This window comes from Pseudomonas sp. DNDY-54, from assembly GCF_019880365.1.
GTDB classification, from domain to species: Bacteria; Pseudomonadota; Gammaproteobacteria; order Pseudomonadales; family Pseudomonadaceae; genus Stutzerimonas; species Stutzerimonas stutzeri_P.
Genome location: NZ_CP082271.1, coordinates 3322185 through 3347774 on the forward strand (window position 1 = coordinate 3322185; position 25590 = coordinate 3347774).

At 59.3% G+C, this 25590-nt stretch carries 23 protein-coding genes and 1 pseudogene; 17 read left to right on the plus strand and 7 right to left on the minus strand.

Going from position 1 to position 25590, the window contains the following annotated elements; all coding sequences use genetic code 11:
- Positions 1-145: 145 nt before the first annotated feature.
- The 3 genes and pseudogenes from K4O48_RS15435 to K4O48_RS15445 form a co-directional block, all read right to left on the minus strand.
- On the minus strand, positions 146-1018 hold the full coding sequence (locus K4O48_RS15435; RefSeq protein ID WP_222909264.1) for a ChaN family lipoprotein: 873 nt from the start codon (positions 1016-1018) through the stop codon (positions 146-148).
- A gap of 10 nt (positions 1019-1028) precedes the next feature.
- Positions 1029-1748, minus strand: a pseudogene (locus K4O48_RS15440) (heme ABC transporter ATP-binding protein); the annotation flags it as partial.
- A 40-nt stretch (positions 1749-1788) separates the two neighbouring features.
- Positions 1789-2778 carry a FecCD family ABC transporter permease gene (locus K4O48_RS15445; protein WP_222912118.1) on the minus strand — a complete coding sequence of 330 codons (990 nt, stop codon included), beginning with the start codon at positions 2776-2778 and terminating at the stop codon, positions 1789-1791.
- A 185-nt stretch (positions 2779-2963) separates the two neighbouring features.
- Between K4O48_RS15445 and K4O48_RS15450 the strand changes: the two genes are divergently transcribed.
- The 12 genes from K4O48_RS15450 (at position 2964) to K4O48_RS15505 (ending at position 17682) form a co-directional block, all read left to right on the plus strand.
- The gene (locus tag K4O48_RS15450; protein WP_222909266.1) at positions 2964-3284 is read left to right on the plus strand and encodes a Rieske (2Fe-2S) protein; all 321 of its coding nucleotides are present in this window, start codon (positions 2964-2966) and stop codon (positions 3282-3284) included.
- A gap of 74 nt (positions 3285-3358) precedes the next feature.
- Positions 3359-5143, plus strand: coding sequence for a protein-disulfide reductase DsbD (locus K4O48_RS15455; protein WP_222909267.1), 1785 nt, complete (start codon positions 3359-3361; stop codon positions 5141-5143).
- Between the two features lie 152 nt (positions 5144-5295).
- Positions 5296-5739: a type II 3-dehydroquinate dehydratase gene (gene aroQ, locus K4O48_RS15460; protein WP_222909268.1), complete on the plus strand. Its 444-nt coding sequence runs from the start codon at positions 5296-5298 to the stop codon at positions 5737-5739.
- 75 nt (positions 5740-5814) lie between these two features.
- Positions 5815-6270 carry an acetyl-CoA carboxylase biotin carboxyl carrier protein gene (gene accB, locus K4O48_RS15465; protein ID WP_222909269.1) on the plus strand — a complete coding sequence of 152 codons (456 nt, stop codon included), beginning with the start codon at positions 5815-5817 and terminating at the stop codon, positions 6268-6270.
- 17 nt (positions 6271-6287) lie between these two features.
- Complete coding sequence (accC, locus tag K4O48_RS15470) at positions 6288-7637, plus strand: acetyl-CoA carboxylase biotin carboxylase subunit (protein WP_222909270.1); 1350 nt, start codon at positions 6288-6290, stop codon at positions 7635-7637.
- A gap of 131 nt (positions 7638-7768) precedes the next feature.
- Positions 7769-8650, plus strand: a complete 882-nt coding sequence (gene prmA / locus K4O48_RS15475) for a 50S ribosomal protein L11 methyltransferase (protein WP_222909271.1) — start codon at positions 7769-7771, stop codon at positions 8648-8650.
- 103 nt (positions 8651-8753) lie between these two features.
- On the plus strand, positions 8754-10049 hold the full coding sequence (locus K4O48_RS15480) for a DUF3426 domain-containing protein (protein WP_222909272.1): 1296 nt from the start codon (positions 8754-8756) through the stop codon (positions 10047-10049).
- 209 nt (positions 10050-10258) lie between these two features.
- Positions 10259-11272, plus strand: a complete 1014-nt coding sequence (dusB, locus tag K4O48_RS15485) for a tRNA dihydrouridine synthase DusB (RefSeq protein ID WP_222909273.1) — start codon at positions 10259-10261, stop codon at positions 11270-11272.
- Complete coding sequence (gene fis / locus K4O48_RS15490; protein WP_222909274.1) at positions 11269-11589, plus strand: DNA-binding transcriptional regulator Fis; 321 nt, start codon at positions 11269-11271, stop codon at positions 11587-11589. The genes dusB and fis overlap by 4 nt, the downstream gene beginning before the upstream one ends.
- An 82-nt stretch (positions 11590-11671) precedes the next feature.
- Positions 11672-13276 (plus strand): bifunctional phosphoribosylaminoimidazolecarboxamide formyltransferase/IMP cyclohydrolase, encoded by a 1605-nt coding sequence (purH, locus tag K4O48_RS15495; protein WP_222909275.1) that lies wholly within the window; start codon positions 11672-11674, stop codon positions 13274-13276.
- A 201-nt stretch (positions 13277-13477) separates the two neighbouring features.
- Positions 13478-14767: a phosphoribosylamine--glycine ligase gene (purD, locus tag K4O48_RS15500; protein ID WP_222909276.1), complete on the plus strand. Its 1290-nt coding sequence runs from the start codon at positions 13478-13480 to the stop codon at positions 14765-14767.
- Positions 14768-14838: 71 nt separating this feature from the next.
- The gene (locus K4O48_RS15505) at positions 14839-17682 is read left to right on the plus strand and encodes a response regulator (protein WP_409518902.1); all 2844 of its coding nucleotides are present in this window, start codon (positions 14839-14841) and stop codon (positions 17680-17682) included.
- A gap of 4 nt (positions 17683-17686) precedes the next feature.
- Here K4O48_RS15505 and K4O48_RS15510 read toward each other — a convergent pair whose 3' ends face one another.
- Positions 17687-18943 (minus strand): cytochrome P450, encoded by a 1257-nt coding sequence (locus K4O48_RS15510; protein ID WP_222909277.1) that lies wholly within the window; start codon positions 18941-18943, stop codon positions 17687-17689.
- A gap of 203 nt (positions 18944-19146) precedes the next feature.
- Between K4O48_RS15510 and K4O48_RS15515 the strand changes: the two genes are divergently transcribed.
- Complete coding sequence (locus K4O48_RS15515; RefSeq protein ID WP_222909278.1) at positions 19147-20097, plus strand: YbhN family protein; 951 nt, start codon at positions 19147-19149, stop codon at positions 20095-20097.
- Between the two features lie 88 nt (positions 20098-20185).
- Complete coding sequence (locus K4O48_RS15520; RefSeq protein WP_222909279.1) at positions 20186-20941, plus strand: VC0807 family protein; 756 nt, start codon at positions 20186-20188, stop codon at positions 20939-20941.
- A gap of 18 nt (positions 20942-20959) precedes the next feature.
- On the opposite strand, the gene K4O48_RS15525 is transcribed toward K4O48_RS15520, so the two are convergent.
- Both K4O48_RS15525 and rfbD read right to left on the minus strand, forming a co-directional pair.
- A complete protein-coding gene (locus K4O48_RS15525; protein WP_222909280.1) occupies positions 20960-21859 on the minus strand; it encodes an AEC family transporter in 900 nt (299 codons plus the stop codon).
- 130 nt (positions 21860-21989) lie between these two features.
- Positions 21990-22916 (minus strand): dTDP-4-dehydrorhamnose reductase, encoded by a 927-nt coding sequence (rfbD, locus tag K4O48_RS15530; protein ID WP_222909281.1) that lies wholly within the window; start codon positions 22914-22916, stop codon positions 21990-21992.
- Between the two features lie 371 nt (positions 22917-23287).
- On the opposite strand from rfbD, the gene K4O48_RS15535 reads away from it, so the two are divergent.
- The 3 genes from K4O48_RS15535 to K4O48_RS15540 all read left to right on the plus strand — a co-directional run bounded on the left by K4O48_RS15535 (position 23288) and on the right by K4O48_RS15540 (position 24471).
- Entirely contained in the window at positions 23288-23686 is a 399-nt protein-coding gene (locus K4O48_RS15535) for a Rho termination factor N-terminal domain-containing protein (protein ID WP_222909282.1), read from the plus strand.
- Positions 23687-23696: 10 nt separating this feature from the next.
- Positions 23697-23831 carry a hypothetical protein gene (locus tag K4O48_RS20535; RefSeq protein WP_260523641.1) on the plus strand — a complete coding sequence of 45 codons (135 nt, stop codon included), beginning with the start codon at positions 23697-23699 and terminating at the stop codon, positions 23829-23831.
- A gap of 106 nt (positions 23832-23937) precedes the next feature.
- Complete coding sequence (locus K4O48_RS15540; RefSeq protein WP_222909283.1) at positions 23938-24471, plus strand: bacterioferritin; 534 nt, start codon at positions 23938-23940, stop codon at positions 24469-24471.
- Positions 24472-24568: 97 nt separating this feature from the next.
- Here K4O48_RS15540 and lpxC read toward each other — a convergent pair whose 3' ends face one another.
- Positions 24569-25480, minus strand: coding sequence for a UDP-3-O-acyl-N-acetylglucosamine deacetylase (gene lpxC, locus K4O48_RS15545; RefSeq protein WP_222909284.1), 912 nt, complete (start codon positions 25478-25480; stop codon positions 24569-24571).
- Between the last annotated feature and the right edge of the window lie 110 nt (positions 25481-25590).

Below are 25590 nucleotides of genomic sequence, written 5' to 3' on the forward strand. Positions count from 1 at the left end.
ACTGGTCGCGAGATCAGTCGGTAAGCTGGAAGGCCAGGCAGTCGGACTTTCAGGTTATCTCCTCATCAGGCTAATCACGGTTTTGACCCGGCTCTTGCCGGGTCTTTTTTTGCCTCGCGAATGCGCCTTGCTATCGCAGTCATGCTCATTTGCGGAATGCGGCACAATGATCCTGCTGCGGCTGGGCAGGCGTATACCAGACGAAATCGGCCTGCTCCACGTCTACGACGTCCCCCACTTCCGCGAGCACCAGCACCCGCGTGCGACTAAAATTACTCTCCTTCATGTGTAACGGCACGCCGACGTCGCGCCGTACATGAAAGGCACCGGCCAACAACAACGCAGGGCCAGGCGCTGCGCCCAACCGCTCAGCCATTCGACGGTCACGTTGTTGTTGCACAGCTACCATGGCCGGCAACTGCGCCTCGGGCAACATGTTGCAATGAGAGTCCCGAATCTGTCTCAGCAAAATCTTCTGCACAGGCTCCGCGGCGGCCGCACCGGAAAGCCCCGGATTATGTCGATAGATATCCATGATCTCGGCACGGTCAAGGTTCGCCGATATCAGCGGATAGGGCTGCTCCAGCGCATACTCGACCACTGGCGCGTACAGCGGCCAATCCCAGCCTTTCTGCCACCCCAGGGCAGCAGGCAGATCGGCTGGCCATTGCCCGCGCTTGACCGAGGCCTGCACGTCCGCCACCCGCTCTTGCTGATCCGGATTAAGCATTTCCAAAAGCAAGCTGCCCTGTTCGCGCCGCTGCGCCAAGGCCTGTAAGAGCCAACGCTGCAAGGCGTGATGGTCGGGATTGTCATGGCGCTCACCGACCAACACCCGATCAGCATCAGCCAGCCCGGCTAGCAGCTGTCGCGCCGAAATCTCCTTTCCGCTACTCAGTTCGACAACCTTTCCTAGATCTGGGTGACTCAGACCCTCCGGGCTCTGCCAGTCCGGCAACGGCGGTATTGTTTGACACGCGCCAAGCAGGACCAGGGCAATGGGGAGCAACAATCGCATCGGCAATTCCTCAGCGTGCAATGACCAGCGGGTGGCCCCGCTCGGGGTGCTGCTGTATTAGCACATCCAGGCCGAATACGGCTTTCAGCGGACCGGCACGCAGCACACACTCAGGCGTACCGATCAGCCGGGCGCGCCCATCTGCCAACAGCATCAGGCGGTCACAATAACGTGCCGCAAGGTTCAGATCGTGCAGGATCACCATTACCGCCCCGCCCTGTTCGGCAAACCGCTGGACTACCTTCAAGATACTGTGTTGATGCAAGGGATCCAGCATGGCCGTAGGCTCATCGAGCAGGAGTACCTGGCCGACAGCGCCCGGCCATAGCTGCGCCAGCACGCGGGCCAGATGCACGCGTTGCTGCTCACCCCCCGACAGGCTCAGATAGCTGCGACAGGCGAGGTGTTGCGCATCGGCGGCCAGAAGGGCCGCAGCAACTATTTCCCGGTCGCGCTCGCGACCGGTCGCGTGCGGCAGTCGACCGAGACTGACTACTTCACTGGCCTGGAAAGCGAAGCTCAAACTCGAACTCTGCGGGAGTACCGCGAGGTATCGAGCGCGCTCTGGCCCTTTCCAGTCGCGCAACAACGTGCCTTGTAGCGTTACTTGACCCGCACTCACGGTTAGCTCGCCGCTCAACGCGCCGAGCAGCGTGCTTTTGCCAGCGCCATTGGGGCCAAGCACACCCAGCACTTCACCCGGGACTAGCTGCAGATCGATATCAGCGAGAACCGTCGACGTACCACGCTGCACCGAGACGCCCAGCGCACTAAGCATTTTGTGCACCCTTGCGTAAGAGATAGAGAAAAAACGGTGCGCCCAGCAGAGCGGTAACGATGCCGATCGGCAGCTCCGCGGGACCCAGCATTAGCCGTGCCAGCAGATCGGCGAACAACAACAGGCTGCCTCCCGCCAGCGCGGAGGCTGGCAATAGCAAGCGATGGTCCGGGCCGATCATCAGGCGCATCAGGTGGGGAACAATCAGTCCGATGAATCCGATCATGCCGGCGGCAGCTACTGCCGCCCCGACCCCCAACGCTGAACAGAACACCAGCTCACGCTTGAGCCGCTCGACATCGAAACCCAGATGACGCGCTTCGGATTCGCCCAGCAGCAACGCATTCAGCGCGCGAGCGCGGCGTGGCAACCAGAAGATCACCGCGACCGTAACGACGAGGATCGGCCAAAGTCGCGTGTAGCTCGCACCATTAAGACTGCCCAGGTTCCAGAAGGTCAGGGTGCGCAATGTGCTGTCATCAGCCACGTACGTAAAAAGTCCAATCACTGCGCCACCCAGCGCGGTCATTGCAATGCCGGCCAGCAGCATCGTGGCAACATGCGTGCGCCCTTCCCGGCGCCCGAGGCGATACACCAGCGCGGTCACGCCGAGGCCCCCTGCAAATGCGCTCAACGACAGAAGGTACGGCTCCAGCGATGAAGGGATATCTCCTATCAGCTCACCGCCGACAATGACTATGGCGGCGCCCAGCGCGGCGCCGCTTGAGACGCCGATCAGCCCCGGATCGGCCAGCGGGTTGCGAAACAACCCCTGCATGGCGACGCCGGACAATGCCAGCACAGCACCCACACTCAACCCAAGCAATGCGCGAGGCAAACGGATCTGGCTCAGGATGAGCTCGGACACGCCATCAGCCTCTGCTGAGAGGGGAACGCCGAGCAGGTGGAGCATGGCCTGCAGCGTTTCGCTGAGCGACAGGCTGACCGGCCCAAGGGCGAGTGACAGCCAAAAGGCAATCAGCAGCAATAATACGAGTGAAACAAACAGAAAGCGTGCAGATAGCACAGGACTCATCGGAGTGCCGCCAATCGGAGTTCGCTGCGAAGAATAAAAGCCAGCCGACGGCACGGCCAGCCTTAATCGGCCCCGTCCACCGTAACCGATGTTGCATGGGCGATAATCCGTCATGGTCAAAGGAGACAGCGATGAATCGACTGTGCGCGGCAAGCGACATTGAAGAAGGCAAGAGCAAGGGCCTGGACGTGGAAGGGCAGCGCTTGTTCGCCGTCCGCAAGGACGGTGCGGTGCACGTTTATGAAAATCGCTGTCCGCACCGCGGGATTCCCCTGGAATGGCTGCCGGAACAGTTTCTCGACAGTAGTGGAAGCCTGATCCAGTGCTCGACTCACGGGGCGCTGTTTCTGATCGAGAGCGGTGAATGCGTGGCTGGCCCCTGCGCTGGTCAATTCCTACGAGTGCTGCCAGTTGTCGAGCGCGACGGCATTATCTGGTTGCAAAACGAGTAACAGTGCGACGTTGCGCCCGGGCGATGCTGTTCCACCTTGGGTATCATGACGCGATTGCACATTGTGAGATGACCATGCGCCGTTTGCTGAGTCTGCTAGTTCTGATGTTCGCTCTTCCCGCTGCAGCGGGCCTGTTCGATAGCCGTCCCAGCGCCACCCTGGGCGGTCTGAACAACAGCGCGGATTTTCTTCCGGTACGCGAAGCCTTCCGCTTGAGCCTGATAGATACGACGCCTGAGCAGATCAAGCTGCGCTTCGTGGCAGCGGACGGTTATTACCTCTATCGCCATCGCTTCGCCTTCAAAACTACCGAGACCGGGGTCGTCATAGGGGAAGCGAAACTACCGGCAGGGGAGCAGAAAACTGACGACTATTTTGGTGAAGTCGAAGTTTATTACGGCGTACTCGACGTCGAGTTACCGATACAAAACCCCAACGACCGGCCAATCACACTGCAGGTCACTTACCAAGGCTGTGCTGACAAGGGCCTCTGCTATCCGCCGGAATCGGAGTCGTTCGAAATAGGCGACGCCCCAGCTCCCTTTTCTGCCATACCCGCCGCCTCCAGTAGCGCGACAGGGGGCGACGCCTCGCTGTCATGGCGCTCGGTGGCGCTATTTTTCCTCGCTGGGCTCGGGCTGACGTTTACTCCTTGCGTGCTGCCAATGCTGCCGATCCTGTCGGGCGTGGTATTGCGCGGGCAAATCGGTGGCATGCGCAGCTTTCTGCTGTCGCTCGCCTACGTCCTACCCATGGCGGGCGGGTTTGCAGTGCTGGGCGCGCTGATGGGTGTGTTCGGAGCCGAACTCAACCTTCAGGCGCGCCTGCAATCACCCTGGATCCTCGTACCCTTTGCTCTGTTCTTCGTCGCCTTCGCCCTGGCGATGTTCGGGTTGTTCGAATTACGCCTACCGCAGGCAATGGGCTACCGCCTTGAGCGCATTGCAGGCAACGCCAAGGGCGGCTCGTTTGCGGGTGCGGCATTGCTGGGCACAGTGTCCAGCCTGTTGGTTTCGCCATGCGTCTCCGCGCCTCTGGCGGGTGCCTTGCTTTACATCAGCGCCAGCGGCGACGCGCTGGGTGGGGGCCTGAAACTGTTCGCGCTGGGCCTCGGCATGGGCACCCCACTCGTCCTTTTCGCCATCGGCGGCGGCGCATTGCTACCGAAGAGCGGACCCTGGATGGTCACGGTGCGAAACATCTTTGGCGTACTGCTGCTGGCGGTGGCGGCATGGATGCTCGAACGTGTCTTGCCGGGTCCGTTAGCGCTCGCCTTGTGGGGCTTGCTTGCAGCTGGAACGGCATTGTTTCTCGGTGCGCTCGAGTTCAACAACAAAACACCCAAGCAGAAGCTAGCGCAGCTGGCTGGCCTGGCGCTGTTGGTCTATGCGTTGGCTGCCTGGGTCGGCGCGCTTCAGGGCGGTTCCGACCCGCTGCGTCCGCTGCCCCGCTCGACCTCAGCTAACGATGGGGGCATCGCCAGCGAGACCGAACGCTGGACAACTGTGTCGACGCCATCCGATCTGGATGCCCAACTCGAAACGGCTCGTGCAGCCAAGCAACCCCTGATGTTGGACTGGTACGCGGACTGGTGCATCAGCTGCAAAGTGATCGAACGCGAAGTGTTCGCTGACCCCACTATTGCACCACGCCTGGCTGACTACCGTCTGATTCGCTTTGATATTACCGATAGCAATCCGGAGCAGCGCGCGCTGCTCGATCGGTACAAGTTGTTTGGCCCCCCGGCCATTCTGTTCTTTGATCGCAGCGGCAAAGAACTGGCAGAGGTACGGGTCGTCGGCGAAATAGATGCCAGTCAGTTTGCTGAACGACTCAACCGCGCCGAAGCGTCCCTCTAGCTCGCTTCTCTGCGGCAATCTCCAGCCATAATGTCGGCATTTACGCCGATCGAGACATGACTGGACAGTCAGCCCCCGCTTCGGGCATAGTTTTTCCCCTTCGGCGGTCGCGACCTTGTGGCCGCTGAACGATAGAACAACAAGGAATACTCATGGCGACGTTTCTGGTCCTGCACGGCCCGAATCTGAATTTGCTCGGCACCCGCGAACCGGGTGTCTATGGCGCAGTCTCGCTGGCACAGATCAATCAAAAACTGGAGCAGCGCGCTCGTGATGCCGGCCATCATCTGTTGCACCTTCAATCCAACGCGGAATACGAATTGATCGAGCGGATCCATGCCGCGCGCAGCGAAGGCGTGGATTTCATTCTCATCAATCCCGCCGCTTTCACGCACACCAGCGTCGCGTTACGTGACGCGCTGCTGGCTGTGAGCATCCCATTCATCGAAGTGCACCTGTCGAATGTGCACAAGCGTGAACCTTTCCGCCATCACTCCTACTTTTCGGATGTCGCGGTAGGGGTGATCTGCGGCCTTGGCGCCAGCGGTTATCGCCTGGCATTGGAGGCCGCCCTGGAACAACTCGCTGCTTCCTGACAGGACTGCGCGACGCGCCGACCTCGAAGAAGCTAGCAGCAATGCCCTTTGAACTTACTTGGGAGTCACCGCTTCATGGATATTCGCAAAGTCAAGAAACTGATCGAGCTGCTGGAAGAGTCCGGTATCGACGAGCTGGAAATTCACGAAGGTGAAGAATCCGTTCGCATCAGCCGCCACAGCAAACAAGTCGCGATGCAGCAGCCTTATTATGCGCAGCCGCCGATGCCAGCTCCTGCTCCAGCGGCTGCCGCCGCACCCGCCGCCGATGCAGCGCCTGCTCAACCGAAGCTTAATGGCACGGTTGTACGCTCGCCGATGGTCGGCACCTTCTACCGCGCCTCTTCCCCGGAATCGGCCAGTTTCGTTGAGGTTGGGCAGAGCGTTAAGAAGGGTGACATCCTCTGCATCGTCGAGGCCATGAAGATGATGAACCACATCGAGGCCGAAACCAGCGGCACCATCGAATCCATCCTGGTGGAGAATGGTCAGCCGGTCGAATACGACCAGCCGCTGTTCACCATCGTTTGAACCGCGGAGAACCAGCGATGTTGGAAAAAGTACTAATCGCCAACCGCGGTGAAATCGCCCTGCGGATTTTGCGAGCCTGCAAGGAGCTGGGGATCAAGACTGTCGCGGTGCACTCCACCGCAGACCGTGAATTGATGCACCTGGCCCTGGCCGACGAATCCGTCTGCATCGGCCCGGCCCTTGCCACGCACTCTTACCTGCATATCCCGGCGATAATCGCCGCGGCGGAGGTGACCGGCGCAACGGCCATTCACCCCGGCTACGGTTTTCTCGCCGAGAACGCCGACTTCGCCGAACAAGTCGAGAATTCCGGCTTTGCCTTCGTCGGGCCGAAAGCCGAAACCATTCGCCTGATGGGCGACAAGGTTTCAGCCAAGGAGGCGATGATCAAAGCGGGCGTGCCCGTTGTGCCTGGCTCTGATGGCCCGCTGCCTGAAGACGAGACCGAGGCGCTGCGCATCGCCCGTGAAGTTGGTTATCCGGTGATCATCAAGGCGGCTGGTGGTGGCGGCGGTCGTGGCATGCGCGTGGTTCATCACGAAGAAGACTTGATCAAGTCGGCCAAACTGACCCGCACCGAGGCTGGCGCTGCTTTCGGCAACCCGATGGTCTACCTGGAGAAGTTCCTCGGCAACCCACGCCACGTGGAAGTCCAGGTACTCTCCGACGGCCAGGGCAACGCGATCCATCTGGGGGACCGGGACTGCTCGCTGCAACGCCGTCACCAGAAAGTACTGGAAGAGGCCCCTGCGCCTTTTATCGACCAAAAGGCTCGCGACGAAGTACTCAAGCGCTGCACCGATGCCTGTGTCGAGATCGGCTACCGTGGTGCCGGCACCTTCGAGTTCCTGTACGAAGACGGCCATTTCTACTTTATTGAAATGAACACGCGCGTTCAGGTCGAGCACCCAGTAACCGAAATGGTCACTGGCGTGGATATCGTCAAGGAAATGCTCAGCATCGCCGCCGGCAACAAGCTTTCGATCAAACAGGAAGATGTGGTCATTCGGGGTCATTCGCTGGAATGCCGGATCAACGCGGAAGATCCGTCGAACTTTTTGCCCAGCCCGGGCAAGGTCAAGCACTTCCATGCCCCGGGTGGTAATGGCGTACGGGTCGACTCCCACCTGTACAGCGGGTACTCGGTTCCGCCGAACTACGACTCGCTGATCGGGAAGCTGATCACTTACGGCGCCACTCGCGAAGAGGCCATGGTGCGCATGCGCAATGCGCTTGATGAAATCGTCGTAGACGGCATCAAAACCAATATCCCGCTGCACAGGGACCTGGTCCGTGACGAAGGCTTCTGCAAAGGTGGCGTGAACATCCATTACCTCGAAAAGAAACTGGGTATGGACAAGCACTGATCCAACGCGAAAACAAAAAGGGCTGCCCATGGCAGCCCTTTTCATTTCCGGATCCCGCCGATGATGGAAGCCAGCGCCACCGGGCAGTAAGCTTGGCTCCCTTACTGGTCGTCGACTTTCAAGAGGCATTCATGTCCTGGTTACAACTTCGTCTCGCCATATCTCCTGAACAGGCGCAGTCCCTTGAAGATGCGTTGTTAGGCGTGGGGGCGGTTTCGGTCACGTTCATGGATGCCGAGGACCAGCCGATATTCGAGCCCGATTTGGGAACGACACCCTTGTGGACGAACACCCATCTGCTGGCGCTGTTCGAAGGCGACGTCGACGAAACCAACCTGCTTGCTCACCTACAGCTTTTGGTCCGCGGCGATTTGCCCGCCTATCAGCTGGAGCGCATCGAAGATCAGGACTGGGAGCGCAGTTGGATGGACAATTTCCATCCGATGCGTTTTGGCCGTCGACTGTGGATTGTCCCCAGTTGGCATGCCGCACCCGAGCCGGACGCGGTCAATCTGTTGCTCGACCCCGGGTTGGCATTCGGCACCGGCACCCACCCCACCACCGCGTTGTGCCTGGAATGGCTGGATGCGCAGCCGCTGAGCGGTCTGCAGGTACTGGATTTTGGATGCGGCTCTGGCATTCTCGCTATCGCCGCGTTGCTCTTAGGAGCCAAACAAGCCGTAGGCACCGATATCGACGTCCAAGCCTTGGAAGCCTCTCGCGACAATGCTGGGCGCAACGGCATCGATCCGGCGTGCTTGCCGCTGTATCTACCAGAAGCGTTGCCGGCGGACCAGTTCGATGTGGTAGTGGCCAACATTCTCGCCGGCCCGCTGGTGGCACTGGCGCCGCAGATCATTGAGCGGGTCAAACTGGGCGGTCGCCTGGCCCTGTCCGGAATTCTGGCCGAGCAGGCCGACGACGTGCGGGCAGCCTACTCGCAGCAGTTCGACCTCGACCCCACCGCGGAGAAGGACGGATGGGTACGAATCACCGGTATCCGCAAGCGTTGATCCAGGCGCGAGGCCACGTGCCCGGAATACCGCGCCGGAAGTCGCCACTGCCGCTCATCGGCACGCTTGCGCTAGACTACCGGCATTTGCGCCGGATCAACGCATGACCAGCTTCGTCACCGAGTGCCCACATTGCCAAACCGCCTTTCGCGTCAGCCGCACCCAGCTTGCTGCCGCGCATGGCGTGGTGCGGTGCGGTGCGTGCATGGAGCTGTTCAATGCGGCACGTTACCTACAAGGGGAGGATGATCTCAGTGACGCTGCGCCGCGTCCAACCGCAGCCGTGCCCCCCTCCCCCGCTGCACCGGCGCAGGCCCGGACGGCGCCCTCGGCAATACCTACCGCTAAAGACAGCACCTTGTGGATCCACGACGATCTGGATCTGGATAGTCTCGACTTGGACGAAGAGCTGGCGAAACTTGAACGACAGGAGTTGGAGCTGTCACGCGAGTTTCTGGAGCTGACACCGCCCCCGCGCAACAACCATCACCCACGCCTGGACGACGAATCGACGGACGATGACGAGGTTTGGGCCGAGCAGTTGCTTCGCGCGGAATCGGATACGCCTGTAATACCCGTCCCGCTGCAACAACCCACACCCATCGTCGAGCCATCGCCTGACGCGACAGACCTACAGTTCACCCCTGTCACCGATGAACGCCCAGCCCCACCAAGCCCATTGGCGAGCCCGCGAGGCCCATTCACCGAGCGGCTCGAGTCAACGGATCGCGTAGAGCCCGTGTTCGACCGCCTCATCGAACCCAACGAACCCAACGACGAGCTGCCACGCGCCAGCATGCTGGATGACTCCCTCAATGGCGGAACCTCTTTAGCTGCGGATCACAGGGAGCGCGAGGCCCCCTTGTTCGAGCTTGACGATGAACCGTTGCAGCTCGACTGGGAAGCGCGTCGTCGACCCTGGGGTCGCTGGTTAGGCTGGGGCCTTCTGAATGTAATCGCACTGCTCGCCCTTGCAGGGCAGTATGTCGCGTACAACTTCGACGACCTGGCCCGGCAGGATGAATACCGCCCCTGGCTAGAGCGAATCTGCCCGGCTGTCGGTTGCACGCTGCCCGCCCGGGTCGATATCAGCCAGATCAAAAGCAGTAACCTGGTCGTGCGCAGCCATCCTGACTTCGCTGGAGCATTGGTGGTCGACGCGATCATCTACAACCGCGCCTCATTCGCCCAGCCATTCCCACTGCTGGAGATTCGCTTCGCCGACCTCAACGGACAGACCCTCGCGAGGCGCACGTTCAAGCCTGGCGAGTACCTGTCGGGTGAATTGGCTGGCCAGCGAGAGATGCCGTCACAGATTCCAATCCACATCGCACTCGACATCCTCGATCCAGGCGCCCAGGCCGTTAATTACAGCCTGAGCTTCCGCTCGCCGGAATAACGCCCTACTGCCGACCCAGCGCCCTATGGCTTCGTGACAGGGCGCCGCCCGTCGCTTCAACGTACCAATCTCGATCCGGGTTATAAGCTTCAGGCTGTTCAGATTTTGTTCAAAACAGCCTTTAACCCGTCATCCGGAGCGGGTATTATGCACACCCTTTTTTGCTATCCCGATCGACCTAACAAGCAGGCTCCAAGCAGGGAATCTTCATGTCAGCGGTACGCATCGGCCCTTATCTTCTTTCGAATCGATTGATTCTCGCGCCTATGGCTGGCGTGACAGATCAGCCGTTCCGTCAGTTATGTCGGCGCCTGGGGGCTGGCCTGGTGGTCTCGGAGATGGTGACCAGCGATGTACGCCTTTGGAACAGCCGCAAATCGCGTCTGCGCCTGCTGCATGAAGGAGATCCGGAGCCGCGCGCCGTTCAGATTGCAGGCGGCGACCCTCAGATGCTGGCCGAAGCGGCGGTTCGCAACGTCGAGCTGGGTGCCCAGATCATTGATATCAACATGGGTTGTCCGGCAAAGAAGGTCTGTAATAAGGCGGCCGGTTCGGCGCTGATGAAAGACGAGTTACTGGTCTCGCAAATCCTGGAGGCCGTTGTGGGAGCGGTAGAAGTCCCGGTGACCTTGAAGATTCGCACCGGCTGGGACAGGCAAAACAAAAACGGACTGACGGTGGCAAAGATCGCCGAACAATCCGGAATCGCAGCTCTGGCCGTACATGGCCGTACGCGTGCCGACCTTTATACGGGCGACGCCGAGTACGACACCATCGCGGCAATCAAGCAGGCTGTGTCGATTCCGGTATTTGCCAATGGGGATATCGATACACCGTTGAAGGCGCGCGATGTGCTGAACGCCACCGGTGCCGATGCGCTGCTAATCGGGCGAGCGGCTCAGGGTAGGCCTTGGATTTTTAGAGAGATCAATCACTTTCTGGAGACCGGTGAGCTGTTGCCACCACCAGACTTGAACGAGATCGAAGGCATCCTGCTAGAGCACCTGAAAGCACTTCACGCGTTCTACGGCGACGTGATGGGCGTGCGAATCGCGCGCAAACATGTCAGTTGGTATCTCACAACACTGCCCGGCGCGCGCGAATACCGCGCCCGGTTCAATGGTTTGGAAGACAGGGACGCGCAATGCGCCAGTGTTCGGGCATTTCTGGCCGAACGCCGAAACGGCCCTGATTCAGGGGATGGAAAAGGGGTGGCTGCATGACGCTGTTGAACGAAACACTGGTAACTGGAATAGCCTCCGTGAGCGACAACGTGAACCTCAAGCAACACCTGAACACACCGAGCGAAGCGGGCCAAACCCTGCGTGGCAGTGTGGAAAAGGCATTGCACAACTATTTCGCGCACCTGGAAGGCGCCGACGTCACGGACGTTTACAACCTGGTGCTTTCCGAAGTAGAGGCGCCGCTGCTCGAAACCGTGATGAACTACGTCAAGGGTAACCAGACCAAAGCCTCAGAGCTGCTGGGCCTGAACCGCGGAACCCTGCGCAAGAAACTCAAACAGTACGATCTTCTCTGACACAGCGGCATGCTCCGAGGGAACGGTAGCAAGCCGTTCCGCCTGGGGCCCGTTTGCAGCCTGTAGCTCCTAGGAAATGTCTATGACCGACCAAAGCACCCGCCTCCCCGCCCGCCGTGCGCTCATCAGCGTGTCCGACAAGACCGGCGTCGTTGAATTCGCCCGCGAGCTCGCTGCCATCGGCGTCGAGATCCTGTCCACCGGTGGCACGTTCAAGCTGCTGCGTGAGAATGACATTGCAGCGGTCGAAGTCGCCGACTACACCGGCTTTCCGGAAATGATGGATGGTCGGGTCAAGACGCTGCATCCGAAGATACACGGGGGCATTCTCGGCCGCCGCGATCGGGACGGCGCGGTCATGGCAGAACACGGGATCAACCCGATCGACCTGGTCGCGGTCAATCTATACCCCTTCGCCGCGACGGTGGCCAAGCCTGGCTGCACGCTGCCGGACGCTATCGAGAACATCGATATTGGCGGGCCGACCATGGTCCGCAGCGCCGCCAAGAACCACAAGGATGTCGCCATCGTGGTCAATGCGGACGACTACGCCGACGTCATCGAGAACCTGCGGAACGGCGGCCTGACCTACGCCCAGCGGTTCGACCTCGCGCTCAAGGCCTTCGAGCACACCGCCTCCTATGACGGCATGATCGCCAACTACCTGGGCACGGTCGACCAAAGCGCCGAAACCCTCTCCACCGACGGCCGCAGCCTGCTGCCACGCACCTTCACCACTCAGTTCGTCAAGGCGCAAGACATGCGCTACGGTGAAAACCCACATCAGATCGCGGCGTTCTACGTGGAAACCGCCGATGAAGCGTGCGTCGCCACTGCTCGCCAATTGCAGGGCAAGGAATTGTCCTTCAACAATGTGGCCGATACAGACGCTGCGCTTGAGTGTGTAAAAAGCTTCGTCAAGCCGGCCTGCGTCATCGTCAAGCACGCCAATCCCTGCGGCGTCGCGGTGGTCCCGGAAGATGAAGGCGGGATTCGCCAGGCTTACGAGTTGGCCTACGCCACAGATAGCGAGTCGGCGTTCGGCGGCATCATTGCCTTTAACCGTGAACTCGACGGCGAGACGGCAAAAGCGATCGTCGAGCGTCAGTTCGTCGAAGTGATCATTGCACCCAGCATTTCGGCGGAAGCCCGCGACGTGGTAGCCACCAAGGCCAATGTGCGCTTGCTCGAGTGCGGGCAATGGCCAGCTGATCGCGCACCGGGATGGGATTTCAAGCGTGTCAATGGCGGCCTGCTTGTCCAGAGTCGCGACATCGGCATGATCAATGAAGCCGACCTCAAGGTGGTTACCCAGCGGGCGCCAACGGAGCAGGAGATTCATGACCTGATCTTTGCGTGGAAGGTAGCCAAGTTCGTTAAATCCAACGCCATTGTTTACGCCAAAAATCGTCAAACGGTCGGTGTTGGCGCCGGCCAGATGAGCCGCGTCAATTCCGCCCGTATCGCCGCGATCAAGGCTGAGCACGCGGGATTGCCGGTTCCAGGCGCGGTAATGGCCAGCGATGCGTTCTTCCCCTTCCGCGACGGTATCGACAACGCGGCCAAAGCCGGCATCACTGCGGTGATTCAACCCGGAGGCTCAATGCGCGATGCCGAGGTGATTGCGGCAGCAGACGAAGCGGGCATTGCCATGGTGTTCACCGGCATGCGCCACTTCCGGCACTGACAGCGGCGCACGTCGGCACCCCTCTGCGCTATCGCCCCGCACCACTCCCATGGACGTTGCCCATGGGCAAGCTCGAAGGGCGATGCGGCGGCGTGCTGTATAGACCGGCGCGACAGCGACCTCAACATTTCGCAAGGTGGATGACGCGGTGCTTATCCACCGTTCGGGCGCAAGCCCCGCCTCCTGAAGGAGACAGCAGCAATGAACATATTGATCATCGGCAGCGGCGGCCGTGAGCACGCCCTAGCCTGGAAAGTCGCGCAGGACCCGCGCGTCGACAGAGTTTTCGTGGCCCCTGGTAATGCAGGCACCGCGACCGAAGCCAAATGCGAAAATGTTGACATCGACGTTTCCGCCATCGAGCAACTGGCCGATTTTGCCGAACAGAATGTACAACTAACCATCGTTGGCCCCGAAGCACCTCTGGTCCAAGGCGTCGTTGACCTGTTCCGTGCTCGCGGCCTTGATTGCTTCGGCCCCACGGCCGCGGCAGCACAGCTTGAAGGCTCCAAGGCTTTCACCAAAGACTTCCTTGCCCGTCACAGCATCCCTACGGCCGACTACCAGAACTTCACCGAAGTCGAGCCGGCGCTGGAATATCTCCGTCAGAAAGGCGCGCCGATCGTAATCAAGGCCGACGGTCTGGCAGCCGGCAAGGGCGTGATCGTTGCGCTGACCCAAGCCGAAGCCGAGGATGCGGTACGCGACATGCTCTCTGGCAATGCGTTTGGCGATGCGGGTGCGCGGGTGGTGATCGAAGAGTTTCTGGAAGGAGAAGAAGCCAGCTTCATCGTCATGGTCGACGGCGCGAACGTTTTGCCGATGGCGACCAGCCAGGATCATAAGCGCGTTGGCGATGGTGACACCGGACCGAACACGGGCGGCATGGGCGCCTATTCTCCGGCACCCGTCGTCACCGCCGAGGTTCACCAGCGGGTCATGGACGAAGTGATCTGGCCAACCGTCAAGGGCATGGCGGCTGAGGGCAACGTTTATACAGGGTTCCTCTATGCCGGATTGATGATCGACCGCAGCGGCGCACCGAAAGTGATTGAGTTCAACTGCCGCTTTGGGGACCCCGAAACCCAGCCGATCATGCTGCGTTTGCAATCCAGTTTGGTTCTGTTGGTTGAGGCGGCGCTGGCCAAGGCGCTAGACAAGATCGAAGCGCAATGGGATCCGCGACCGAGCCTCGGCGTGGTACTCGCGGCAGGCGGTTATCCCGGTGACTACGGTAAAGGCGCCGAGATCAGCGGCCTGGACGCAGCCGCCAAACTGGAAGGCAAGGTCTTCCATGCCGGTACTGCCTTACGAGACGGGACAGTGATCACCGCGGGGGGCCGAGTGCTCTGTGCGACGGCGATGGGCGAAACGGTATCCGACGCTCAGCAGAATGCCTATGCATTGGCGGCCCGCATCGAATGGCACGAGCATTTCTACCGCCACGACATCGGTTATCGAGCGATTGCCCGAGAGCAAGGCGAAAGCTGAAGCAGATCACTGTAATGTGTGCAACGGTAGGCCTTATCTTTCCGCTGCGTGCATTACAGGGTTTCACTGCGATGGCTATAATCCGCCGTCACATAGATGAAGGGACTCCAATCGTGCGTCGATTCAGTGTCGCCATTGCTTTTGCCTTCAGTCTTTTGCTGGCTGCTTTCACCGCCTTGCCTTCCTTCGCCGCGACAGCGGAACCCGCCAGCTCGTCCACGACACCAGATGCAACAACGATAACCGAGCCAAACTGGCGCTTGCTGGATGACCAGTCAGGCCTGCTGACGCTCGCTGAAATTCTGGACCAGCGCAGCCTGTTCCAGCGCATCGATAAACGCTCGTACGCCGCCCCAGCGAGCGACCATGCCGTCTGGTTGCAAGTAAGTGTGCCGGCGTACACGCAACCGAACTGGCTGTGGCTGTTTGCACCTCGTGTGCAATACGTCGACTTCTACCTGCTGCGGGACGGACAGGTCGAACGCCATATTGAGACCGGGGAGCTGAGACCGCTCGAGTCCCGCCCTCTGCCTGCCCGCGCGTACCTGTTCTCCCTGCCCAACGATGGCGCACCGCGCGAAGCCTACATCCGCCTGCAATCGTCCCATCCAATCATGGCGTGGTTCTACACGGTCGATGAGGTGGGGCTCGTTGAACAGGCCCGACCGGCCTATCTGTTCGGGGCGCTGTTCGGGGCCTTGGCGCTGCTGATGATCTACAACCTGCTGCGCTTCGCCTATACGCTCAGTTACACCCATGTTTGGCTCGCCCTCATGCACGGCGCGTTACTGGCTTGTGCCGTGGCAAACCTTGGCCTGCTGGCGGTCTGGTCACCGAAACTGATCTACAGCCAGCCACTGGTTGCCGATATGGCTGCGCTGCTGACTTGTCTCTGTTTGCTCGCCTTCGCCTTTGGCTTCTTTCATCACCGAAGAATACGTTGGATATCCTGGTTGCTCGCGCTGCAGGCCGCGGTGGTCAGCGTACTGGCCACCACCATTCTGCTCACCGGCCTGCTCTGGTTCAGCTGGCTGGTTTACGCGATGGTGCTGACCACTGCTGCCAGCGTAACCGCAGTGGCGATACATCATTGGCGTCAACACTACGATCCGGCCCGCCTGCTTGTTACCGGCATGCTGTTGTTCGATGCGGGCTTCGTCTTCGTCCTGCCCATCTTGCTGGGCTTCGATCAGTTCGATCCCGACTGGCTAACCGGCATTGTGTTCAGCGTGGCCACATGCGCCGGCCTTATCCTCAGCTTTGCCCTTCTCGAGCGGCAGCGGCAGATCCAATCGGACAGCCGGAACCAGCATACTGCTGAGGCCGTTACCAGTGCCGAGCTGCGTACCAAGGCAGATTTTCTGGCGAAGATCAGTCACGAGATAAGGACGCCCATGAACGGTGTGCTGGGCATGAGTGAGCTCCTGCTCAGCACCTCCCTGTCGGCAAAGCAGCGCGATTACGTCCAGACGATCCACAGTTCCGGCAACGAGCTGCTCAACCTCATCAATGAGATTCTGGACATTTCCAAGTTGGAATCCGGGCAGATAGAGCTCGACGATGTGCAATTTGATCTCAATGCATTGATCGAGGATTGCCTCAGCATTTTCCGCGCCAAAGCCGAACAGCAGAAGGTCGAGCTAATCAGCTTTGTCCAGCCTCAGATGCCACACGTTGTCGCAGGCGACCCGACCCGCCTGCGCCAGGCGTTACTGAACTTGCTCGAAAACGCCTTCAAGCAGACGGAAGAAGGCGAGGTGCTGTTGATCGCCGCGGTAGACGATCGAGACGGCCAACCGAGGCTGCGAATTACCGTTCAGGACAGCGGGCGACCGCTGGAAGCGCAGGAGCGCGATGCCCTACTCAATTCCGCACTCGATAGCAGAGATTTTCTATCTGCCACCCGACACGGGGGGCGCCTCGGCCTCATCATTGCCAGGCAGCTTGTTCACCTCATGGATGGCGAGTTCGGTATCCAGATCAGCGGCATCGCCGGCAACACCATATGGATAAGCCTGCCCTTGAATGCTGAACTTTCCGAGCACGCTGGGAGTGACCTCGACATCCAGCTGAAAGGCGCGCGGCTATTGATCGTGGATGACAACGATACCTGCCGCAAAGTCCTCAGCCAGCAGTGCAGCACTTGGGGGCTGGAGGTCAGTGCGGTCGCCTCTGGCAAAGAGGCGCTGGCATTGCTGCGCACAAAGGCGCATCTGCACGAATATTTTGATGTCGTCCTGCTGGATCAGGACATGCCTGGCATGACAGGTATGCAGCTGGCCACCCGGATCAAGGAAGACTTCAGCCTTAACCATGACATTTTATTGATCATGCTGACCGGCATGAGCAGCGCACCCAGCAAGATCATTGCGCGTAATGCCGGGATAAAGCGCATCCTGGCCAAGCCTGTCGCAGGCTACACCCTGAAAACCACACTGGCTGATGAACTCGCCCGCCGCACCAGTGCGACCTTTCACTCCGCGGCGACTCATGCCAGCACGCCGTTTGCAGTACCTGACGATTTCCGCATCTTGGTGGCGGAGGACAACAGTATCTCCACCAAAGTCATCCGTGGCATGTTGAACAAACTCAACCTGAAACCGGATACGGCCAGCAACGGCGAAGAGGCCCTCGCCTTGATCAAAGCGCACCCTTACGATCTGGTATTGATGGATTGCGAAATGCCCGTCATGGATGGCTTCGAAGCCACGGCGCGCTTGCGTGACTGGGAGGCTGCCGAGGGTCGCGCCCGGACGCCCGTGGTCGCCCTGACTGCGCACATACTCAGCGAGCACCGTGAACGCGCCCGTGAGGCCGGAATGGATGGCCACATGGCCAAGCCTGTTGAAATGTCACAGCTCCGTGAGCTGATCGAGCATTGGGTCGCTATCAGGGCTGCAGCGGAGCATCGGTAATTCGCTACGGGGCCGGCGGCACGGCTTTCACGTCGCTGATGATAAACAGGCTTTCCGGCTGCGCTGGCATTCGCGACGCATCCATGTGCAAATCCTGCGCTGGCACCGCGTAGCTCATTTCACGGGTCAGCATGCGCAGGGCTGCGACCAATAGCCCGATGGCCAGCGGCTCCCCTGGGCAACGGTGGCCTGTCGCTGCATCGCCACCGCCCTGTGTAATGAAGTTGAAGGCGCCGCCGTCCCAGCTGGCAAACCGTTCCGGGCGAAACCTCTCCGGTTGTGCCCAGAGTCTCGCGTCTCGGTTAGTGCCGTAGAGATCGAGCAATACCCGAGTGCCTTCGGGAAAGCGGTACCCCTTCCATTCAAAATCCTTTCGTACCCGCGCCGCAGTAAAGGGAAAAAACGCATGGAGCCGACGAACTTCTTGGGCAAAATGTTCCAGCGCCGCATCGTCGTGCTGCAGCGTTTGATGCCAATGCGGATGGGCCAGCAACTCCAACGCGGCATAGATGACGAAACGTGACACGGCAACCGTCGGCCGCAGCAGGTTGAGCATTTCTACGGCAGCCACTTCTTCCTTTAGGAGCGCACCGTCAAGCTCCACGTGCCGAGCAACCACTGCCAGCGGCCGGTTCTCTTCTACCGGTAGCACTCCGGTGCGTACCTGACTGATTAGCTCGATCATCCAGCTTTCCGCTTCCTTGCGGGCCTTCCGAGCGTGCCAGTGGCGCGCACCTACGCCACCCGCCCCATCGATCATGGCCGCCAGTTGGTCACGACGCTGTGTCAGCTCCTCATTGGCTAGCGGCACGCCGGCCCACTCACAGACAGAGCGCGTGAGAATTGTCTGTACCTCTGGCATTAGCACGACACGGTCGGAACGTTGCCACGTTTCGATAGCGGACTGCCAGTTTGCCTCGGTCAACCGCACCAACTCCGCCACCGCATCGTCCGTCAGCAACGACAGGAATAACTGCTTACGGTGGCGATGAGCCTCGTCATCCAGCCCTTGGACCCCACCTTGTCCAAACAGCGTTTTCTGCAGCATGCGCGGCGCAGCGTGCTGACGCTGGAAGAGCTTATCGTCATAAAACAGCTTCGCGGTTTCCTCGCCGCTCATGCAAATAGTGTTCTGCATCAACAGACGGACCTGAAAAATATCTGATTCAAGCCGCTGGCATCGGCTTGGGATGAATGAATAGCCTTCTCCGAGCAACGAAAGCGAGCTCTCCACCTGATGATCGCGAGGAATATCCGGCATAAGCACCTCCCAGTAGATTGGCCCTTTCAATGGACTACCTTTAGCGAGTCTGGTGCCGCCATCCACCCGCCCGCTTATGCAAAATGAACAAAACGCCCGGTTCGCTGCCGATAAAAGACCGGCCGATTTATTCCGCGACGTACGCATCACCCATTGTCCGAACCTTGCTTCGAGGCATGAGCCGTCGCCAAGGAGCCAACGCAATGATGAAGAGGAGCGATGTCGCCTGGACCCTTGTCGGCATCACGGCGGTACTGCTATCCGGCTACCTGCTCTATCAAGAGATTCGAAATCTTTCGCTGGCCGAACTCACCGACAGCCTCGAGGCCATCAGCAATCGCAACTGGTTGCTGGCAGGCCTGGCAACACTCGGCGCGTATAGCGCCTTGGCGTGGTATGACCGTATCGCCATCGCACATCTGGGGAAAAGCATCTCGTGGTGGTTCATCACGCTCTGCTCGTTTACCACGTATGCGCTCGCGCACAACGTGGGCGCGTCGGTGTTTTCCGGCGCCGTTGTGCGCTATCGAGCGTACCGCAGCAAAGGGCTTACGCCCCACGAGATCGGCGTTCTGATCGTGTTCTGCTCCCTGACCTTTTTTCTAGGCACGCTTCTGGCGGGCGGAGCCGTGCTGATCCTGCGGCCTGAGTTGCTGAACAGACTCATCGACGCCGAGCCGTGGCTGTCGACCGCTATCGGTAGCTCCTTGCTGTGTCTTGTCGGCCTTTATGTGATTGGCGCCTGGCGGCATTTTGCGCCGATGCATGTCGGCAAATGGCGCATCGCTTATCCGCGACTGCCGATCGTGGGCAGGCAGCTCATCGCCGCGCCGCTGGAGCTCGCCTGTGCGGCGGCAATCATTTATTTTGCCCTGCCGGAAGCACAGAACCCTGGCTACCTGGTCGTACTTGGCGTGTTTCTCGCCTCCTTTTCGCTGGCGCTGCTATCCCACGCGCCGGGGGGCCTCGGCGTACTGGAGGTCACCTTCATTGCCGCCCTTCCGGAGCTGGCCACTGCCGACGTGCTCGCCGCACTGATCGTATTTCGGGCCTTCTATCTGTTGTTGCCATTCGCGCTGGCAATTCTAGTGGTGGCGGTATTTGAAACGGCGCAATGGTCGGAAAAAAGACGTAGAACCGCAGCCGGACAGTAACCTGTTGTGACCGAACACCCTCATTACGCTCTGGCTATACAGGCGCGCTCGGGCGATCATTCGCCTTCTTCCGAGATGAACGAATCAGATGACCGATACCCGTACCAACCAACCACGCTCCAACCAGCCGTCCGAGCATAAGCCACGGCCGTTAATGGACCTGGCCATCAGCATTCTGATCCCGTCGGTAATTCTGATGAAGCTCAGCGGCGATGACCGGCTCGGTGCCGACGGCGCGCTGTTGCTGGCGTTGGCATTTCCGCTCGGGTGGGGATTATTTGAACTGGCAAAATACCGCAAATTCAACTGGATCGCACTGCTAGGGCTGATCAGCGTGCTGCTGACTGGCGGCATAGGACTGCTGCAACTCGATCCGCAGTGGTTGGCAATCAAGGAAGCCGCCATACCCGGGATAATCGGTATTGCTGTTCTAGCCTCCACGCGCACCCGCTTTCCGCTGATCCGCACGCTGTTGTACAACCCAAAAGTGATCAACGTCGAAAAAGTCCACGAGCAGCTGGAACGCAACGGGCAGACGGCCCACTTCGAGACGCGACTGCTGCGTGCGACCTATTTCCTAAGCGGAACGTTTTTCTTCTCATCGTTCATGAACTACGTATTGGCCAAGTGGATCGTCAACAGCCCCGCCGGTAGCGAAGCATTCAACGCCGAGCTGGGCCGCATGACGTTGCTGAGCTACCCCATGATCGCCATTCCGAGCATGGTGATGATGATGGCCATTTTCTATTATCTCTGGCGCACCATACATGGCCTAACCGGCCTTCGCCTCGAGGACATCATGGCGCCTCACGCCCATGCCGACCGCCGCGGCGGTCGTTCCTGACGGTCGATCACTCGCACGTTACATCGACAACACCAGCATCCAGAGCGGCAGGCTGATCGCGGCAAGCAGCGTGGAAAGAAATACCGTCGAGCTGACCGCCCGGGTATCGTCCTGATGGGTCACGAACGCCAGCACGTTAACGCCGCTCGGGCAGGCTGCCAATAGCACCAGTACGCTACGCGCTTCGTGGCTGAGCGTGGGAAGCAAGCCTGCGACGTACCACACCAGCAACGGGAATAAGCCCATTTTTATGAGTGTTAGCCCCAGCGCCGCAGCGCTTGGACGTAACCGATAACGCGAGAGGCTGACGCCCAAGACCATGAGCGCGCAAGGCAAAGCGGCCTGGGCAAGCCAGTCAGCGATCCGCCATATTGGCTGCGGCAGGTTCAAGCCCGACACATTGAGCAGCGCGCCAAGCGTAAGACCCACGATCAGCGGATTGGCCAGATTTTTCAACAGCGCTACACCGCTGACTTTCTGCGCCGAGCCGAGCGCGCTATAAAAGCTCTGCAGCGAGAAAAGAATCAAACTGTGAAATACCAGAATGGCAAAGACATAAACCAGGCTTGCCTGACCGAGCAATGTCGTCACCAGGGGTATTCCAACCAGTACGTTGTTTGAGTAAGCCGCCGTAAGGCCGAGAGGGGAAGCTCGCCCGAGCAAGCGATGGGCAATCAGCCCTACCAGTACGAAAATCGTAAGTACCGGTCCAAAATACGCCAGCAGCAGCATCGGTGACATGCCGTCGCTTAGCTGCGCGCGAGCAATGCCCACAAACAGGACCGCCGGCATGAACAATTTAAACGTGATGGTCGCGAGCCCGGTCGCCGCTTCACCCGCCAGCCATCGTCGCCAGCCCAGCAGATAGCCAAGCATGATTAAGCCGAAAATCGGCAGGATTGCCTGAAACACCGCCACGCGGCTTCTCCAACAATCGGCACGACTTCATGTCGCCCCGCAAAAGGCCGCGAGAATACTCGGAAGTGGTAGAGCAAATCATCCAGTCTGGCTGCCCAACCACATGGAGGCGGCCGCCTGTGGCCGCGGATTAGACCTGCGAATGTTGTGCGGCCGAGACCGTGACGGCAGCCTCAGCGTCGGCCAACGCGTCGAGGACAACGGACAGATCCTCGTGCCAGTCATGGATGCCAATACCGAAGGCGCTCTCGAATTTGCTGCAATCGAGCACTGACCACTGCGGCCGGCGCGCGGGCGTCGGGTACTGTGCAGTGCTAATCGATGACACCTGCGGCTGCCTGAGAAGCATGCCCTTGGCTTCTGCCTGACGGAAAATCTCCACCGCAAAATCAAACCATGTACAGGCCGACCGACCACTGTAATGGTAGAGCCCCCAGGCAAGACTGCCCTCCTTCGCATAACGTTGCGCTAGCTGCAGCAGCACATCGGCGATGCTCCCCGCCTGGGTCGGGCAGCCAAACTGATCCGCAACTACCGATAGGGAATCCCGCTGACGGCCAAGGCGCAGCATTGTCTTGACGAAGTTGTGGCCGTGCGCGCCGTATACCCAGCTGGTCCGTAAAATCAGATGTTCATCTAACGCATCTTGAATGGCCGCTTCCCCTGCCAGCTTGCTTGCACCGTATACGCCTGTAGGGGCAACCGAATCGACTTCGCGATATGGCGCCCGGGCTTCGCCAGAGAACACATAGTCGGTAGAGATGTGCAGCAAAGGGATGCCAGCGTGGCGTGCAGCCTCAGCCAACGTGCCAGCGCCGTCACGGTTGACTGCGTATGCCTGTTGGCTATGCGTCTCAGCATTGTCAACGTGCGTATACGCCGCCGCGTTGATGATCAGTCCAGGCTTAAGCCGGCTGACGAGACCCGCGACCTGGTCAGCGTTGGTGATGTCCAGATGCTCCCGCGTCATGCCAAGCGCCTCGAGACCATACTGTTCGGCACGGTCTACCAATTCATGGCCGACCTGGCCACCGGCTCCGCATACAAGAATTCGCATCTGGTATCGCCTCATTCAAAGCTCACCGTTTACGGCAAGCATGGATATTCAAACCGATTCGATACACGCCCGTTGCGCTAGAACCACCGAGATAGCGAGGCCCGTGCTTTGTTCAGACAGCGTAAACGAATTTTGTTCCGTCCCCGTGAAGCGGAGGTTTTGTAGCGGCTCCGGCCTGCGCGTGTCGCTTTGACAAATCAGTGTCATTAACTCGGCGAGACCGACATTCCATAGAGCCAAAAAACAGCGGGCAATGCTAACACGACTGAAACTCAAAGCCGTCCCTGAGGCCCAAACAGAACACGAGGTGCTTTAGAGCCGCTGAATCAGCCCTACAAGCCCCAAACGTCATTTGGCAAGAGGGGCCAACCATGCCTAGAGGTGAAAAATCCAAGTACACCGCCAAACAACAGCGTAAAGCTGAGCATATCGAAGAGAGTTATGAAGACCGCGGAGAGTCGAAGGATGAGGCCGAAGCGCGGGCTTGGGCCACGGTAAACAAGCAATCCGGTGGCGGTGAACGTAAGGGCGGGTCAGGTCAACAGAAAAGCGACACAGCCAAGCGTGCCGACCGTAAAGACTCCGCGCATCGTGCCGCGAAAGCTCGTTCCGGCGAATCGCCTAATAAAGGTGCCGCTCGCAGTAATCGCTCTGGCAGCACCTCGCTTACGGGTCTAACCCGGGACGAATTAATGCAGAAAGCACGTGAACGTGACATTTCAGGGCGATCAAAGATGCGCAAAGACGACTTGATTAAAGCGCTCAGCTGAAGGAATACCAATGCACGAACCAGACCCACGGGATGACGGAACACCGAGCCCCGTACCGGAACCCGAGCGCAAGGACCCAGGCAAACCCACTCCTATCGAAGAACCGGCTGAACCGGACGGCTCGGAGACCGGCGAGCTTGGCTAAACTTTTCCGCTCCCCATCAATCACACCTTAACCTAATGAAACGCCATCAAGCGCATGGCTACACTGCTGCGATTGGTGTAGCCCGTTTCGTAAACAGGAGACCGTGATGAGCTACGTTCAATTCAGTGACAAACAAACGCTGAGAGACCGTGCCCGACAGCATGTCGAAAACGGTGCAGTAACCGAGAGCTATTCGGCCGATCGTGACACTGTCATCAACCTACTCAACGAGGCACTTGCCACCGAGCTCGTCTGCTACCTGCGCTACAAGCGCCACTACTACATGGCGACAGGGCTGAAATCCAGCGTTGCGGCAGAAGAGTTTCTCGAGCACGCCAATGAAGAACAGGAACATGCCGACCGGTTGGCTGAACGCATCGTACAGCTTGGTGGTGCACCTGATTTCAATCCCGACAACCTCAGCGAGCGTGCGCATGCACAATATGCCGAGGGCAACGGTCTGCGCGACATGGTGTTTGAAAACCTCGTGGCCGAGCGCATCGCCATCGATAGCTACCGAGAAATTGTTCAGTACATTGGTGACAAGGATCCGACCACACGGAGAATCTTTGAAGACATCCTCGCGCAGGAAGAGGAGCACGCTGATGACATGGCGGGCCTTCTTGACGGGATGAACTGACCTAGCATCCGCACGCGAGGCGTAGCCTTCACGTCGCTTTGCTCGCAAAAAAAAAAGCCACCCGAAGGTGGCCTCAAATAAGGAAAGAGAGTACTGCTCAGCCGGCAGCTGCCGGACGCATGTATGAGATCGGTGCGGTCTGGGAATCATTAAACGTCACCGTTTCCCACGCATCCTTCTGTTCCATGAGGGTGCGTAGCAAACGGTTGTTTAATGCATGTCCGGATTTAAAGCCGCGAAATTCGCCGATCAAGCTGGTACCCAGCAAGTACAGATCACCGATAGCATCGAGAATCTTGTGTTTGACGAACTCGTCCTCATAGCGCAGGCCGTCTTCGTTAAGCACATGGTCTTCGTCGACCACGATCGCGTTTTCGACACTCCCACCGAGCGCCAGATTGTGCGAGCGGAGGAACTCGATATCGCGCATGAAACCAAACGTTCGGGCGCGACTGACTTCCTTAACAAAGGAAGTGCTAGAGAAATCCACGCTCGCGGTCTGGGTACGTCCGCGGAATACGGGATGGTCGAAATCGATCTCGAAACTCACCTTGAAGCCTTCGAACGGTAGGAAGGTGGCGCGTTTGTCGCCATCTTCAACCGAAACCTCACGTGTGATGCGGATGAACTTCTTGGGGGCATCCTGCTCCTGCAGGCCGGCCGATTGAATGAGGAACACGAAGGGACCAGCGCTACCATCCATGATCGGTACTTCCGACGCGGAAAGCTCGACATAGGCGTTATCTATACCAAGCCCCGCCATCGCCGAAAGCAAATGCTCAACCGTATCGACCTTGACATCACCGCTGACCAGCGTAGTCGACATGGTTGTTTCACCGACATTCTCGGCCCGTGCAGCGATTTGCACCGGCGGGTTGAGATCGGTGCGACAGAACACGATTCCTGTGTCCACCGGAGCGGGCTTAAGGGTAAGGTAAACCTTCTCCCCCGAATGCAGGCCGACGCCGGTGGCGCGAATGATGTTCTTCAAGGTGCGTTGTCTGATCATGGCTTGGTTTCGCTAGTGCGCTGTTGCGAATGGTTTCCAACAAAGGTGGCGATCATAGCAGAACCCCACTTTGCTGAATACCAATCACCCCAATACTCCTGATGCATTTC

Coding starts and splice junctions, on each gene's coding strand:
- K4O48_RS20535 (WP_260523641.1), top strand. CDS start 23,697: ATGCACGAACCAGACCCACGGGATGACGGAACACCGAGCCCCGTACCG.
- K4O48_RS15435 (WP_222909264.1), bottom strand. CDS start 1,018: ATGCGATTGTTGCTCCCCATTGCCCTGGTCCTGCTTGGCGCGTGTCAA.
- rfbD (WP_222909281.1), bottom strand. CDS start 22,916: ATGCGAATTCTTGTATGCGGAGCCGGTGGCCAGGTCGGCCATGAATTG.
- purH (WP_222909275.1), top strand. CDS start 11,672: ATGACCGACCAAAGCACCCGCCTCCCCGCCCGCCGTGCGCTCATCAGC.
- K4O48_RS15535 (WP_222909282.1), top strand. CDS start 23,288: ATGCCTAGAGGTGAAAAATCCAAGTACACCGCCAAACAACAGCGTAAA.
- K4O48_RS15520 (WP_222909279.1), top strand. CDS start 20,186: ATGACCGATACCCGTACCAACCAACCACGCTCCAACCAGCCGTCCGAG.
- K4O48_RS15480 (WP_222909272.1), top strand. CDS start 8,754: ATGACCAGCTTCGTCACCGAGTGCCCACATTGCCAAACCGCCTTTCGC.
- aroQ (WP_222909268.1), top strand. CDS start 5,296: ATGGCGACGTTTCTGGTCCTGCACGGCCCGAATCTGAATTTGCTCGGC.
- lpxC (WP_222909284.1), bottom strand. CDS start 25,480: ATGATCAGACAACGCACCTTGAAGAACATCATTCGCGCCACCGGCGTC.
- fis (WP_222909274.1), top strand. CDS start 11,269: ATGACGCTGTTGAACGAAACACTGGTAACTGGAATAGCCTCCGTGAGC.
- K4O48_RS15515 (WP_222909278.1), top strand. CDS start 19,147: ATGATGAAGAGGAGCGATGTCGCCTGGACCCTTGTCGGCATCACGGCG.
- prmA (WP_222909271.1), top strand. CDS start 7,769: ATGTCCTGGTTACAACTTCGTCTCGCCATATCTCCTGAACAGGCGCAG.
- K4O48_RS15505 (WP_409518902.1), top strand. CDS start 14,839: ATGGCTATAATCCGCCGTCACATAGATGAAGGGACTCCAATCGTGCGT.
- accB (WP_222909269.1), top strand. CDS start 5,815: ATGGATATTCGCAAAGTCAAGAAACTGATCGAGCTGCTGGAAGAGTCC.
- purD (WP_222909276.1), top strand. CDS start 13,478: ATGAACATATTGATCATCGGCAGCGGCGGCCGTGAGCACGCCCTAGCC.
- dusB (WP_222909273.1), top strand. CDS start 10,259: ATGTCAGCGGTACGCATCGGCCCTTATCTTCTTTCGAATCGATTGATT.
- K4O48_RS15450 (WP_222909266.1), top strand. CDS start 2,964: ATGAATCGACTGTGCGCGGCAAGCGACATTGAAGAAGGCAAGAGCAAG.
- K4O48_RS15455 (WP_222909267.1), top strand. CDS start 3,359: ATGCGCCGTTTGCTGAGTCTGCTAGTTCTGATGTTCGCTCTTCCCGCT.
- K4O48_RS15510 (WP_222909277.1), bottom strand. CDS start 18,943: ATGCCGGATATTCCTCGCGATCATCAGGTGGAGAGCTCGCTTTCGTTG.
- accC (WP_222909270.1), top strand. CDS start 6,288: ATGTTGGAAAAAGTACTAATCGCCAACCGCGGTGAAATCGCCCTGCGG.
- K4O48_RS15540 (WP_222909283.1), top strand. CDS start 23,938: ATGAGCTACGTTCAATTCAGTGACAAACAAACGCTGAGAGACCGTGCC.